12 protein-coding genes and 2 pseudogenes are annotated in these 13,637 nt (G+C 60.8%); 7 read left to right on the forward strand and 7 right to left on the reverse strand.

Features of this window, described 5'->3' with window-relative positions; translation table 11 throughout:
* Window positions 1–12 precede the first annotated feature (12 nt).
* On the reverse strand, window positions 13–1,422 hold the full coding sequence (locus AIOL_RS01250; protein ID WP_049641216.1) for a dihydrolipoyl dehydrogenase family protein: 1,410 nt from the start codon (window positions 1,420–1,422) through the stop codon (window positions 13–15).
* Between the two features lie 5 nt (window positions 1,423–1,427).
* Window positions 1,428–2,159 carry a TVP38/TMEM64 family protein gene (locus AIOL_RS01255; RefSeq protein WP_049641217.1) on the reverse strand — a complete coding sequence of 244 codons (732 nt, stop codon included), beginning with the start codon at window positions 2,157–2,159 and terminating at the stop codon, window positions 1,428–1,430.
* 298 nt (window positions 2,160–2,457) lie between these two features.
* Here AIOL_RS01255 and rpmH point away from each other — a divergent pair, with 298 nt between their 5' ends.
* The 4 genes from rpmH to AIOL_RS01275 all read left to right on the forward strand — a co-directional run bounded on the left by rpmH (window position 2,458) and on the right by AIOL_RS01275 (window position 5,908).
* Window positions 2,458–2,592, forward strand: a complete 135-nt coding sequence (rpmH, locus tag AIOL_RS01260) for a 50S ribosomal protein L34 (protein WP_005980833.1) — start codon at window positions 2,458–2,460, stop codon at window positions 2,590–2,592.
* Window positions 2,593–2,603: 11 nt separating this feature from the next.
* Window positions 2,604–2,987, forward strand: coding sequence for a ribonuclease P protein component (gene rnpA / locus AIOL_RS01265; RefSeq protein WP_049641218.1), 384 nt, complete (start codon window positions 2,604–2,606; stop codon window positions 2,985–2,987).
* A 195-nt stretch (window positions 2,988–3,182) separates the two neighbouring features.
* On the forward strand, window positions 3,183–5,252 hold the full coding sequence (locus tag AIOL_RS01270) for a bifunctional sulfate adenylyltransferase/adenylylsulfate kinase (protein WP_049641219.1): 2,070 nt from the start codon (window positions 3,183–3,185) through the stop codon (window positions 5,250–5,252).
* Window positions 5,249–5,908, forward strand: coding sequence for a hypothetical protein (locus AIOL_RS01275; protein ID WP_049641220.1), 660 nt, complete (start codon window positions 5,249–5,251; stop codon window positions 5,906–5,908). The genes AIOL_RS01270 and AIOL_RS01275 overlap by 4 nt, the downstream gene beginning before the upstream one ends.
* Window positions 5,909–6,167: 259 nt before the next feature.
* Here the strand turns inward: AIOL_RS01275 and AIOL_RS01280 are convergent, their stop codons facing one another.
* Window positions 6,168–6,740, reverse strand: coding sequence for a transcriptional regulator (locus AIOL_RS01280; protein WP_049641221.1), 573 nt, complete (start codon window positions 6,738–6,740; stop codon window positions 6,168–6,170).
* A gap of 115 nt (window positions 6,741–6,855) precedes the next feature.
* Window positions 6,856–6,984 (reverse strand): annotated as a pseudogene (locus AIOL_RS24780) (IS3 family transposase); the annotation flags it as partial.
* Window positions 6,985–7,243: 259 nt separating this feature from the next.
* Here AIOL_RS24780 and AIOL_RS01285 point away from each other — a divergent pair.
* From AIOL_RS01285 to AIOL_RS01295, 3 genes are all read left to right on the forward strand, one after another.
* Window positions 7,244–7,987, forward strand: coding sequence for a substrate-binding periplasmic protein (locus tag AIOL_RS01285; RefSeq protein WP_160314379.1), 744 nt, complete (start codon window positions 7,244–7,246; stop codon window positions 7,985–7,987).
* A 13-nt stretch (window positions 7,988–8,000) separates the two neighbouring features.
* On the forward strand, window positions 8,001–10,250 hold the full coding sequence (locus tag AIOL_RS01290) for a hybrid sensor histidine kinase/response regulator (RefSeq protein ID WP_160314380.1): 2,250 nt from the start codon (window positions 8,001–8,003) through the stop codon (window positions 10,248–10,250).
* A gap of 85 nt (window positions 10,251–10,335) precedes the next feature.
* Window positions 10,336–11,007 (forward strand): response regulator transcription factor, encoded by a 672-nt coding sequence (locus AIOL_RS01295; protein WP_082152367.1) that lies wholly within the window; start codon window positions 10,336–10,338, stop codon window positions 11,005–11,007.
* A 408-nt stretch (window positions 11,008–11,415) separates the two neighbouring features.
* Here the strand turns inward: AIOL_RS01295 and AIOL_RS26430 are convergent.
* The 3 genes and pseudogenes from AIOL_RS26430 to AIOL_RS01305 form a co-directional block, all read right to left on the reverse strand.
* Window positions 11,416–11,547: pseudogene (locus AIOL_RS26430) on the reverse strand (IS6 family transposase); the annotation flags it as partial.
* 998 nt (window positions 11,548–12,545) lie between these two features.
* A complete protein-coding gene (locus AIOL_RS01300; RefSeq protein WP_049641225.1) occupies window positions 12,546–12,989 on the reverse strand; it encodes a MarR family winged helix-turn-helix transcriptional regulator in 444 nt (147 codons plus the stop codon).
* Between the two features lie 54 nt (window positions 12,990–13,043).
* Complete coding sequence (locus AIOL_RS01305; protein ID WP_049641226.1) at window positions 13,044–13,628, reverse strand: amino acid synthesis family protein; 585 nt, start codon at window positions 13,626–13,628, stop codon at window positions 13,044–13,046.
* Between the last annotated feature and the right edge of the window lie 9 nt (window positions 13,629–13,637).

Genomic DNA, 13,637 nt, shown 5'->3' on the forward strand with positions numbered 1-13,637 from the left:
TCCGCCCGGCTGTTAAGGTATCCAGCGCTGCACCAAGCCCACGATGCGCTTCACGCGCGGGTTCTCGAACAGCCTTGGGGTAAAATAGGCACCTGCGGCGCGTTTGTTAACCTCCCCTAGGGTGGGATAAGGCGCGACCATGGCGGAAATGTCCGACATCTTCAGCTTCTTGGTGATCGCGAGCGCCCATATCTGGATCAGCTCGCCCGCCTGCGGCCCAACGATAGAGGCGCCCACCGGGCGCCCGCGGACCACCATGACCTTGATCAGGCCGGTTGTCTTCGCCTCGGCCAGCGCGCGGTCGTTGCCCTTGAACTCGGCTCGGGCGACCTCCATCTGGCCGCCGAACTTGGTTCGGGCCTCGGCCTCGGTCATGCCGACCTGGGCCAGCTCGGGGTCGGTATAGGTCGCCCAGGGGATGTGATCGCTGCGCTGCTTGGCGGGCAGCCCGAACAGCATCGAGCGGATGATCACCCCCGCGTGGTAGCCCGCCACATGGGTGAACTGCAGCCCGCCCGCCACGTCGCCGATAGCATAGACCCGACGGTTCGTCGTGCGCAGCCCGCCGTCGACCTTTACGGCGCGGTCATATGCAACGCCGGCCTTGTCCAAGTCCAACTTCTCTAGATTTGCCTGCCGCCCGACGGCCATCAGCAGATGCGAGCCGGCAAAGCGGCGCCCGTCCTTGGTCTCGACGGTGATCTCGTCGCCGTCCTGGGCGATCCGCGCGGCGAGCGCGTCCTCGGCGATCTCGATCCCCTCGCCGCGCAGCTTGTCCAGCACGATGGCGGCCAGCTCCGGGTCGTCCTTGCCCATCGCCTTCATGCCCTCGATCACCGTGACCTCGGACCCCAAGCGGCGATGCGCCTGCGCCATCTCCAAGCCGATGGGACCGCCGCCGATCACAAGCAGGTGCTTTGGCCGCTCGCGCAGCTCAAAGATGTCCTCGTTGGTGTAGTGGCGCACCTGGTCCAGCCCGGGGATCGGCGGCACGAGGGGCCGCGACCCTGTGGCGATCACAAAGCGCCGCGCGGTGATGATCGCGTCGCCCGCCTGCACCTCGGTGCGGGAGATGAAGCGCCCGAAATCCTGGATCACGCGCACGCCCAAGCCCTCAAAGCGCTCCACCGAATCGTGCGGCTCGATGGCGGCGATCACGCTGGCGACGTGGTCCTTGGCGGCGGCGTAGTCGACCTGCGGCTCCACGCCGGCCACGCCCAGCCCGCCCCGCATCGCATGCGCGGCCTTGCCCGCCGCGATCAGCGCCTTGGAGGGCACGCAGCCGTAGTTCAAGCAGTCGCCGCCCATCTTGTGGCCCTCGATCAGGACCACGCGCGCGCCCATCTGCACGGCGCCCGCGGCCACGCTCAGCCCGCCCGAGCCGCCGCCGATAACGCAGACATCCGTTGTAATGCGTTCCATGATGCTTACAGGTCCCTTTGGCCGCGGATGGCCTTGATCGCGATCGGCAGCGCCGCCAGCACGCAGAGCCCCAGGATCGGCAGGATGATCTGCGGCTCAAAGATGATGCCCAGATTGGGGGTCTCGCCGCGGGCGAAGACATCGCCCAGCCCCGCGCCCACCGAGGTAAAGACCACGGCGCCGGGGATGATCCCCAGGAAGGTGGAGATCACGAAGCGATGGGTCGGCACCTCTAGGAAGCTCGGCACCAGGTTGGCCATAAAGAACGGCACCGCGGGCACCAGGCGCATCAGAAAGAGCATGGACCACTGATTCTTGTCGATCCCGTCCTTGATGCGCTTCACGATGCCCTCCGAGCCCTCCAGCCGCGCGCCCAGCCGCTCTCCGAACCCCCACCGCGCGGCGGTGAAGATGGCCGTGGCGCCAATCGTGGCGCCGATGACGTTATAAAGCGCGCCGGGGAAGGTGGCGAAGAGGAACCCCCCGGTCAGCGTCGCGATGGTGGCCCCGGGCAGCGAGAAGGCCACGATCACCACATAGGCCGCGACGAAAACCGCCGCGGTGGCAAGGTAGTTCGCATCCCGGAACGCGATCAGCGCCTCACGGTTATCCGCCAGGGTCTGAAAGCTCAGGTAGTCGCGCAGGGTGAAGAACCCGACGATAGCCACGGCGAGAATCACAAGCAGAGGCAGCCGCTTGGCCAGCCTGGATTGCGCTGCATCAGTCATGTCGCTCATTTCGGTCGTCCCTCATTGCGTGCCAACTTGCCCAAAAGATGTGGGCAGCGGCAGGGCGGAATTGGCATTCTCACGCCGCATTGATCGGCGGTGATCGAATATTTCATGGATTTGGTGTATATTCGGTGCCGTTGACACATTCGCAGGGGGCCCGGGCCCCGCCCGGTCATTTTCTGAAACATTCTGGGCGCAGCCGAATTGACAAGTGCCGCCGCCGGGCCTAAAGACCGGGCTCTTAGAATTACACCGGCCTTTGAGTCCCCGCTAACGGGGCTTGGGCCCAGACGGAGACGACGCGATGAAGCGCACCTACCAACCTTCGAACCTGGTCCGCAAGCGGCGCCACGGCTTTCGCGCGCGCATGGCCACCAAGGCTGGCCGCAAGATCCTGAACGCGCGTCGCGCTCGGGGCCGGAAGTCGCTCAGCGCCTAAGGCGATAGACGATGGATGACAAAGAGGTGCCAGGGGCGTCCCCGGCGCCTCTTTTGCGTTTGTCGGTGCTCAAGAAGCGCGCCGACTTCCTGCGCGCGGCGCGCGGGCGTCGCCAGGCGACGCCGGGATTTGTGCTGCAAGGCTGGAACCGCAAGGACCCCGACCCTCCAAGGGTCGGCTTCACCTGCTCAAAGAAGGTCGGCAACGCGGTTGCGCGCAACCGCGCCAAGCGGCGCCTGCGCGAGATCGCGCAGCTTGAGCTGCGGCAGGCCGGGCAGCCGGGTTGGGACTACGTGCTGATCGGGCGCCATCAGGTGACGGCGGCGCGCGATTTTGTGCAGCTGCGCGAGGACCTTCAACGCGCCCTGAACGCGCTGCACGGCCGCAAACCCTGAACTTCTGACCCTATTGCGACGTAGCAAGCATGGCGACCTGGCTGGCCCGCGCGGCGCGCGCGCCTCTCCATGCAAACGCGACTGTTGCAGCTTTGCGACCATCGGCGGGATCGCGGGCTCCCGCCAATAAATTCCTTTCATTGCCAGTTAAGAGGTGTATGTGTTCACGCGTGAACAAACACTGAGTCGCGATCCATGTGCCCCGCACCCGCAAAATCCAACAGCCAAGACGAAGACCAGCTCTTTCTCTTGCTTCGGCAGCTAGAGCGCGCGCCGAAGGCCAACCAGCGTGCCCTGGCCGCTGCGATTGGGGTCTCGCTGGGCCGGCTCAACGCGCTGATGCGCACCGCCAGCGAGGCGGGGCTGATCCTGACCCAGGATCGCGACGGCCCCGACCGCCGCCAGCGCTTCGCCTATGCGCTCACCGAACGGGGCGTTTCTGAAAAGAACCGCCTTATCGACCAGTTCCTCGCCCGCAAATTTGAAGAGTACGCGTCGCTGCATGCCGAGCTTACCGGCTCGGTAAGTGACATTGTCCCCCTAAAGTACAGGAGTAAACTAATGCAAAATAACCTCGCCCCGATCCCAGAGCTCTACGTCTCCTATGACAGCGCGCTGAAGCTCAAACTGGAGGCCGCCGAGCTGACCTCTTGGGACCTCAAACCCCGCCAGATCTGCGATCTGGAGCTCTTGATGAATGGCGGCTTCAACCCGCTCAAGGGCTTCCTGACCGAGGAAGACTATAACGGCGTGGTCGAGAACATGCGCCTGGCCGATGGCAGCCTCTGGCCGATGCCGATCACGCTGGATGTCAGCCCGGACTTCGCCGACGGCATCGAGCTGGGCCAGGACATCGCCCTGCGCGACCAAGAGGGCGTGATCCTGGGCACCATGACGGTCACCGACCGCTGGACCCCGGACAAGTCGCGCGAGGCCGAGAAGGTCTTTGGCGCCGACGACCAAGCCCACCCGGCGGTGAACTACCTGCATAACGAGGCGGGAAGCGTCTATCTGGGCGGGCCCGTTGTGGGCATCCAGCAGCCCGTGCATTACGACTTCCGCGGCCGCCGCGACACGCCCAACGAGCTGCGCGCCTATTTCCGCAAGATGGGCTGGCGCCGCGTGGTGGCCTTCCAGACCCGCAACCCGCTGCACCGCGCCCACCAAGAGCTGACCTTCCGCGCCGCCAAGGAGGCGCAGGCGAACCTGCTGATCCACCCTGTTGTGGGCATGACCAAGCCCGGCGACGTGGACCACTTCACCCGGGTGCGCTGCTACGAGGCGGTGCTGGACAAGTACCCCTCCTCGACCACGTCGATGTCCTTGCTGAACCTGGCGATGCGCATGGCGGGCCCGCGCGAGGCAGTCTGGCACGGGCTGATCCGCGCCAACCACGGCTGCACCCATATGATCGTGGGCCGCGACCACGCGGGCCCCGGCAAGAACTCCGCCGGCGAGGATTTCTACGGGCCCTATGACGCGCAGGAGCTCTTCCGCGCGCATGCCGACGAAGTCGGCATTGAGATGGTGGACTTCAAGCACATGGTCTATGTGCAAGAGCGCGCGCAATACGAGCCCGCCGATGAGGTCACCGATGGCGCCACCGTGCTGAACATCTCGGGTACCGAGCTGCGCCGCCGGTTGCGCGAGGGGCTCGACATCCCCGAGTGGTTCTCCTTCCCCGAGGTGGTCACCGAGCTGCGCAAGCGCTACCCGCCGCGTTCCCAGCAGGGCTTTACCGTGTTCTTCACCGGCTTCTCCGGCTCGGGCAAGTCCACGATTGCGAACGCGCTGATGGTCAAGCTGATGGAGATGGGCGGTCGCCCCGTGACGCTGCTGGATGGCGATATCGTGCGTAAGAACCTCTCGTCCGAGTTGGGCTTTAGCAAGGAGCACCGCGACCTCAACATTCGCCGCATCGGCTATGTCGCCAGCGAGATCACCAAGAACGGCGGCATCGCGATCTGCGCCCCCATCGCGCCCTATGCGACCACGCGCCGGGCCGTGCGCGAGGACGTGGAGGCCTTCGGCGCCTTCGTCGAGGTCCATGTGGCCACCTCGATCGAGGAATGCGAGCGCCGCGACCGCAAGGGGCTCTATAAGCTGGCCCGCGAGGGCAAGATCAAGGAGTTCACCGGGATCTCCGACCCCTATGACGTGCCCGAGAACCCCGAGCTGAGCGTAGAGACCGAGAATGTCGAGGTCGATAACTGCGCGCATCAGGTGCTCTTGAAGCTGGAGAGCCTCGGGTTGATCGCAGGTTGATCATAGCGCTGACGTCGATCCCGCCACGTTTCGGCGGGCTCGGCGCGCGGCTGCGCGCGATCCTGGCGCAGGCGCCAGAGCGTGTCGTCGTCACGATCCCGAATGAATATGCGCGCTTCCCCGAATGGGGTGGCGCGCTGCCCGATTTGCCCGTCGGAGTGGAGCTGTTTCGCGGCCCTGATCACGGCCCAGCCACCAAATGCGTCGAGGTCTTTCAGTGCTTCCCCAGGAATGACGTGCTGATCTGCGACGACGATTGCGATTACGGGCCAGGCTGGCTTGAGGCCTTCCGTTTGGCCAGAGCCGCACATCCCAACGCGGTGATCGCGGCCAGCACCTTTGGCACTGAACGGCTCGGCCTCGCGCAAGGCGACGCGGTCGTGCAGGGCTTCGCAGGCGTTTTATTGCGGCCTGAATGGCTTGATATCAGCCCGCCGGACGCCCAGGCGCAATGGGTCGATGACATATGGCTCTCGGCGGTGATCGCCGCGGCAGGGCTTGAGGTCGTCCCCGTCGCTCAGGCACGGGCCTGCGTCACGCCACTCGCTCAAGCCGCCGCATTGCAATCGGCACAAATCCAAGGCCAATCCCGCGCCGACCTGAACCGCAGCGTGGCCCTGCGCCTTGCCTCTTCATACGGGGTCTGGGGAAAGTAGCACCCTCACCCGACTGCTTATGGTCTGGTGCTGTCGTTGGCCAAAACACACGACGCCCCAGCAACGTCTGCCGACACCAGACGCATCGGAACCCAAGCAATGCAACCGCCCGAGCTTTCCTTGGGCAGCGGCCATTCGGCCAGGAGGCCGCTGCCCGGGTTGCGCTTGGCTCAAGGCGGAGGCCTCAGATCATTTTCTGTTTCCTTTCAGGGGGCTGGCTTTCGAGGCGCCCCGAAACCAACATTTGACCAACAATCCGTTAGGCCGTCAAATCCGCCACGGAGGCCAAAGGGGCCAACAGATTGTGTGGGTCTGGGGCTTTGAATTTGTTGCCCTTTCTCGCTTCAAGCGTCACGATCCTGAACCCTCCGTGGTTCTGGCGTTTCACGTCCGTAAGATCGAGAAGGTCGATAGAAAGGGACAACCCTGCTGCGATGACGCCCAGGACCCGGTGCGGCCCTATTGGCTCCGGTATGATGAACGAGATCGTTTGGCCGTCGCGGCTCTGCGGGGCCACGGCGACCACACCGAACTGCGCGCCGTTGAGGTTCGCCCACGAGTGCGGCGTTGCCTCCTCCTCCGAGGGGAATGTCACCCGGCCCCCTTTGACCTCGATCGGGCCCGCAACCAGGAGGACCGCGCCGTGGGCCTGCACCGCGTTCGCTTGCTTCTGCGCGGGTGTTTCTCCCGGTTTTCGGGCAAGTGCCAGCCAGACCTCATCCACCCTGAGGGTTGTGGCGAGCGCCCGTATCTTGTCCTCGCGCGGGCGGCTCATGCCGTGGAACCACTTAGGCACGGTGTTGACGCTGACATTGGTCGCCTGCTTCTCCAACTCACGCCTGAGCCAGGATAGGCGACCGAGCGGCTCAGATCCATCAGCGCCTCTTCGCCGCCCTGTTCGTAAAGTTCTGGACCTGTCGCGTTGTGATGCCGCCCGAAGTTCTCATTTATGCAGCCTGAGCCTCGAAGACCAAGGGGCTTTTCCACCCCAAGGCTGAGTGCCTTCTGCGCGTATTGGAGAAGCCGTTGATGTATTCATAGAAAGCCAGCTCAGCTGCGCGGCGTGTTGGCCATGACCGCTGCCGATTGTCCATGGGCTTTAATCTACGCCGAAACCTGTCCAACAGTTACGGGGTAGCTCGGTCAAAGCTTGTCCACGCAAAAGGTGCCCGATGGGGGCAAGGGAGCCTGTCGCATTTTGATGCCATTGGTCGAGTGGTCATTGCGAATGGGCGCAATTCGTGCAGGATAAATCTTGTTCATTTTCGCACTCAAGGCGCTGCTGCGCATCTTCTTGCGCTCCGCCCTCGGCAACCAGGGTGGTTTGCTGGCAAGGTGACGCGCGAAATGTCTGGGGGAGGACATGAATTGACGCGAACATTCAGAGTGTGGCCGACAGGTCTGCTGCTTGCTGCGACGCTCGTGTTCCTTTCGGCGGTGGGCGCCAAGGCCCAAACGCTGAGCTTTAGTGGGATTGACGGGTCCCAGAACCACGAGGCCGTCTCTAGGGTCCTACGCGCGGCCTATGCTGAATTGGGCTATGAGCTTGATATCACCACAGCCCCTGCGCGCCGCTCGATTGAGATGGTCAATGCGGGGCAGTTTGATGGAGAAGTGCAGCGGATCACCGCAGTTGGCGACAGTTTTGAGAACATTCAGCGCGTGCCGGTTCCAATCCTTGAGACGCGTTGGAAGGCCTATACGCTCGACCCCGACCTCAAAGCCACAAAATGGAGCGACTTGATGGGCCGCACTGTCGGTGCGGTCGCTGGCACCTGGTATGTCCGCAAGTTGCCGTCTGACCTTGATTTGCATCTCACCACGCCTCAGAACCTCGCGCAGATGTTGGTCCACGGGCGGGTCGATGTGATCATTGTGTCCACACTGGCCGCACAGGATTTCGAGTTTGAGCACTATCCGCTGGAGACGCCAGAGCTCTCGCTTGAGCTTTATCACTATCTTCACAAGCGCCATCAGGACCTTTTGCCCGAAATCACGGCGGTGCTTTCGCGCATGAAAGATGAGGGTGCTTTTGCGGCGCTCTTGGCGGGCACATTCACCTCAAAAGATAACAACTGATTATGGTACCAGCTTGGGCAAGATCTCTCGAAAACTAGCCCTGGCGGGCTTATTGGCGGCTGTCATACTTGGCTTTGTTTCAAGCACGATTTTGATCGCATTGGACTACCAACGCCAAATCGATGCGATGGATGCGACAGCCGAAGAGCTGCTAGAGGTTTGGGCCCCCCCTTCAAGCACGGCCGCTTTCCGGCTTGATCGGGTGTTTGCGGACGATATCGTCTTGGCGCTTACATCCTATCAGTTCGTGACCGAAGCCAACATCCAAAGCGATTTCGAGGCCAGCCTGGCCTTCTCAGAGACACCCTCGCCACCAGAGAACGTCTCTGTATTGGCCGGCCTTTTGCCCCAGCGTTTTGCCAGTTTTGAGCGCGAGCTGGTCTTTGACGGTGCGCAGATCGGTATTCTTTCCATCAAGATCGATCGCGGGGTGATGATCCAGGATTTTGTCAGCCGATCCCTCACGACACTTGCCCTTGGTGTGTTGCGCAACCTCTTATTGCTTGCCGTGCTTCTGGTGCTTTACGAGCGCTACCTCACGGCACCGCTGCTGAATTTCATCACGACCTTGCGAAAGGTTGACCCCAAAAAGCCGCATCCCATGGGCGATGTGGTGGGGCCGCATGGGGCGGGCAACGAGCTGGAAGGGCTCAATGAGGCAACCAACACCGTGTTGGAACAAAGCGCGGCCCATCTTGCCGATCTCGATTCAACCAACAGTGACCTTTTGCACAGCGAGGAACGGTTCAAGGACTTTGCTGAATTGGGAGCTGACTGGCTTTGGGAGCTTGATCAGGACGGCAACACGATCTTTTTGTCTTCCCAATTCGAAGAGCAAACAGGCCATAAGATTGCACATGTGCTGGGCAAACACTGGCGCGAGGTCACGGTGGATCAAGACGGCGAAAAGCTGCCTTTGTTTGAGGTTGAACAAAGCATTATGCAGACCGAATCCAGCGACGTGCAGAAAGGTGTAATCGGTCTGCTACGACGCGCTGATGGCACGGAAATGAACTTGCTTTTCTCGTTTGCCAATATGCTGGATGACGATGGCACGCTGCGCGGCGTGCGCGGGGTGACGCGGGACCAGACTGGCATCATCGCGGCGCAGGCCGAACAGGCCATGCTGAACAAACAACTTCGCCAGGCGGAACGGCTTAAGGCCATTGGCCAGCTTTCGGGCGGGGTGGCGCATGATTTCAACAATATCCTCGCCATTATTCGCGGCAATATCGAGATGATCTCGGCCAATACGCAACACGAAGACGTGCCGCATATGCTTAATGTGGTGGATCGCGCTTCCAGACGCGCGGCGGATCTGACCCATCAGCTTCTTGCATATGCCCGCCAACAGGCCCTGCGCCCCAGCACGGTTGACGTCAACCAGCTGATAAATGATCTCTCGATCCTCCTAGAGCCGGCCCTTGGAGAGCGCGTCCAAATGGAAACCGTCGCCAGCCGGGGGCTGTGGAACTGCCGCGCCGACCAAAGTGAGCTGGAAGCCGTGATCCTGAACCTTGCGATCAACGCAAGTGATGCGATGCCCGAGGGTGGGAAGCTGACGATCGAGGCATATAACGCCCGGATCGAAGACCCCATCCCGGACGAGCCAATGCTTGAGCCGGGGCAATATATCTGCATCGCGGTCACGGATAACGGTCATGGCATGAGTGACGACGTGAAGGCCCAGGCGTTCGAGCCGTTCTTTACCACCAAGGCAGTCAACAAGGGCTCGGGGCTTGGGCTATCCATGGCCTACGGCTTTGCCAAACAGTCCAAGGGCCATATCACCCTTTATTCCGAAGAGAATGTCGGGACGACCGTAAAGCTATACCTGCCACGAGAGCGCACCCGCGCCGAACCTGCCGCCCCAAGCGAAGACCTTCCCGAAGTGTCCGGCACCAAAGTTCTGGTCGTGGAAGACGACCGCGACGTTCTTGAAACCGTTGCACGTTTCCTGCTGCAACTGGATTGCAACGTCATCCAGACCAGCTCTTCCGAGGAGGCTATCGTCTTGTGCAAAGAGATCAGAGACATAGATCTCTTTTTGATCGATGTCGTGTTGCCAGGGCCATTGAACGCCAAGAACCTCTCGATCATGCTCGAAGAGCACCACCCCAATACACCCACTGTGTTTATGTCCGGCTATACCGAGAATTCGACCATCTATAATGGCCAACTAGACAATGGGGTCGTGCTGCTTAAGAAGCCGTTTTCTCTAGGACAGCTTGCCAAAGCCATCCATGCAAAAATGGAACCCTAGTCGACCGGACCAGACAAGGCGCTGCTTCGTTTGATATGGTCAGAATACGCGCTATGTCGTCGCCGGGGATAGGGGGAAAAAGAAAATGCGTGTACTTTTATTGGAAGATGATCCGTTGCTGGCCGAGACATTGGTGAACAGCTTCAAACGACGCGGGGATGGCGTGGATCACGCATCCAATGTGGAAGAGGCGCTGGCGGCGATTGCGGTGCAGAATTACGATGCGCTCATCCTTGATATCAGGCTGCCTGATGGCTCCGGAGCCGAGGTATTGAGCAAGGCGCGAAAGCAGGGCCATAGCACGCCGATCATTCTGATCACCGGGTTCCCCGCGAATGAAGACGCGGCGCAGCTTTTTGATCTTGGCTGCGACGACTACCTCCGCAAGCCCTTCGATTTGTCCGAGTTACACGCTCGGCTGCGCGCGATTTTGCGGCGCAAAGAGGGGCGCGAGGGGACCATGCTGAAGCTTGCGGATCTAACTGTCGACCCTGTCAGCATGTCGGCCTGGGTGGCTTCTGACGAGGTGTCGCTGACCCCGCGCGAATACTCTTTGTTGGAAATCTTCATGCGCAGCCGCGGGGCCATGCTCTCAATGGCGCAGCTTTTTGAGCACCTTTATTCGTTCGATGACGCGCCAGAGGACGTAAACGCTGTGCAACTGCATATCGCCCGGCTGCGCAAGAAAATCAAAAACAGTGAAGCTAAAATTGTCAATCGTCGCGGTTTTGGTTATCAGTTCCTGGCTTCAGAATAGTGTTGAGTAAATCATCCCTACCTGAGCTTTGGTTTGTATTGGCAATAAAGGCCTGCCTCTGAGCTGCAACTAAAGCCACAGACAAGTCATTAAGGTTGTGTTTCGCGGAGTAGCTAATAAGATCCTCAAAAACTCCGATCAACCAGTCATGATCATGTTTCATTACAAATCCACCGACACTATTACCCCGGAAATTTTATCGCGGGTTCCTGTCGGTAAGCTGTCGACCGGAAAAGTTGCGTCAGGCCACCGGCTATAGATGCTGAGGGGCCATCTAGATGGATTTATAAGTGAGGTAAGGAGCCGTGCTATTGGCAGGCCAGTCATTAGGCCGAACTTACGGAAGAGGCTTAGGGCGTTTTGGCATTATTTGGCCCAGCCCGGATGTGTGCCGATGCTGTACCTCAATCAAGCGGCTTCGAACGGCGCGCGAATGGACCGGGTCTCGCCTCTGACGCCTGGTTGTTTGTGATGGATGTGGCCGCGTTTCATGCTGCGCATTGTCTCGACCCCGCTCAGGGTTTCCTTGGCCGTTCGCAATGGGATTGTGTGGAGAAAATTAACTAGAGATCAGGGGCATGCGATGATGATCTGGCCCTTTCTGCTCCTTCCAGATGGCAGCTGGGGCGCTCGTCGCACGTCAGAGTTGACAAAAATCGGACTTTCTTTCTCTAGAGATCTTTAGTGTATTGCAGAATGTGAGCGATCATGTTGGTGCAAATGCACTGACCTGTTTTCTGATTGTGAGCATCACAAGCTATTTGCCGTTGGGTGGTCGTCACTATGTCTATCAATCGCAATGTCTTGAGATCGTGGGACGCCGCAGCGACCTCCTGTCCGTGCAGGACGTTCTATAGCCGCTGAACGCGCTGGAACGAAGAAGGAACCCGCGCACGGCGGATGACCAGCCTAGCTGCCAAACACGGCGATGATAGGATCGTAATGATAGACGCGATTTTCCTGATCGCGAACAGAACAGCGACAAGCTTGGCCACCAAACGGGGCGGCGCGATCGCCATATCGGTCAAACCAAGGGCTTTTGTTCTGCCGTCGCACGCGCAGCAACCGTTATCTTTAAGGTATGATCTTAGTCCTAGGACGGCCCCCTGTAGGCCAAAAGGTGAACTCCCCTCTCACCATGAGTTTTTGTTCAACCGATTCCCGCAATGACTTCGTATGACTGGACATTTTTGCAATGCGGAGAATTTCTGCTCTCCGGCCTAGGTCACAGCCGACGGGTAGAGTTGTGCACACGCAGCGAGTGACGACGGCTAGGTCCGCTAAATCGACATTCGGAAAGAACACGTCTCCTAGCCTCAATCGTCGCGCGCAGGACCGCCCCCGCCCCTCCGCACGGTATGTTAACCATGGGGTTTGCCATACGAGGTGCCATACGCAAGGCCGACGTTTTGCCGACACAAGTCCGACCGCGGATTTCCCCATAAAATTAGGCGTTAAGCTCCGATTCGGGGACGGGCGGGCGCGTGTCTCCGCGCGGGGCGTTTACCATTTGCCAACACGCCCCGCCCACAAAGCCATCAGCCAAGCTTTGCAAGCAGCGCCAGGAACGTCCTTTGTTCCGCCCGGGTCAGGGGGCGCAGCGTCTCTTCGGTAATCCGCAACCCGTCGCGCACCAGCGTGTCGACGATCACGGCGCCCTTGTGCGTCAGCGAGATATTGGACCGCCTCTTGTCCTTCGGATCCGCCGTGGACGTCACCAGCCCCTTGCTTTTCAGCCGGTCCACAACGCCCTTGACCGTCGCCACATCCATCGCCGCCATGCGCCCCAGATGGTTCTGCGAGGCGTGCCCGTGTTCCGCAATCCGAATGAGGGTCGAGAATTGCGTCGCGGTCAGATCCTCAGAGATAAGCGCCTGGAAAATCGTCGCATGGCGCTGGCTTGCAAGGCGCAGCAGATAGCCGACCTGCTCGCTCAGGCGGTAGCGCGCAGTGATATCCGTTTCTTCGATCGCCTCAGACATATCACCCCCTAACGCGAATGGCCCGGGGCCGCAAATTGAAGCCCCAGGATGCAACTAACGCAAGCCGTCCTTACCCTCGGCCTGCTCATGGGTCAGCCCGCCCACGCGCGGCAAGGGCCGCCCGCTATCCGTCACGGCGACGGCGACCATAATCTCGTTGCGGCGCGGTGCATCGTTCAGGCGGACCTCGATGCCGTCGAAATGACTGCGCACATAGGCCGCGTCCTTATGGCCAAGCGGCACGTCCAGCACCTGGCCCGGACTGCCCATCTTCTTGGAGGACGGCACCAATGCCGCGCCTCTTTCGACCTCTGCGCGCAGCGGCGCGCCCAGCTTGGGATGCAAGATCGCGGCGGCGTGTTCCAGCTCGCCATTCTCGCCCACCATCGCCGATTTGCCATAGCTTTCGGCCTGCGCCGGGGTGATCCCCAAGGCCTCGACGCATCTCCTGCCCAAGAGCGCGCCAAGCTCGGCGCCGATCTCCATCAACGCCGAGAGGTCCTCGGTATACGCGCCCGCGAACGGGTTCTCGATCACCGCAACGGCCACGGCTTTGCGGGTGGGGGGCGAGATCGCCCTGCCAATCTCGATATGGGTTTCTTCAACGTTCACAGCGATTTTTCTGATCTTGGCGCTCATCTCGGGCCG

The organism is Candidatus Rhodobacter oscarellae (genome assembly GCF_001078595.1).
Taxonomy (GTDB): Bacteria; Pseudomonadota; Alphaproteobacteria; order Rhodobacterales; family Rhodobacteraceae; genus Rhodobacter_B; species Rhodobacter_B oscarellae.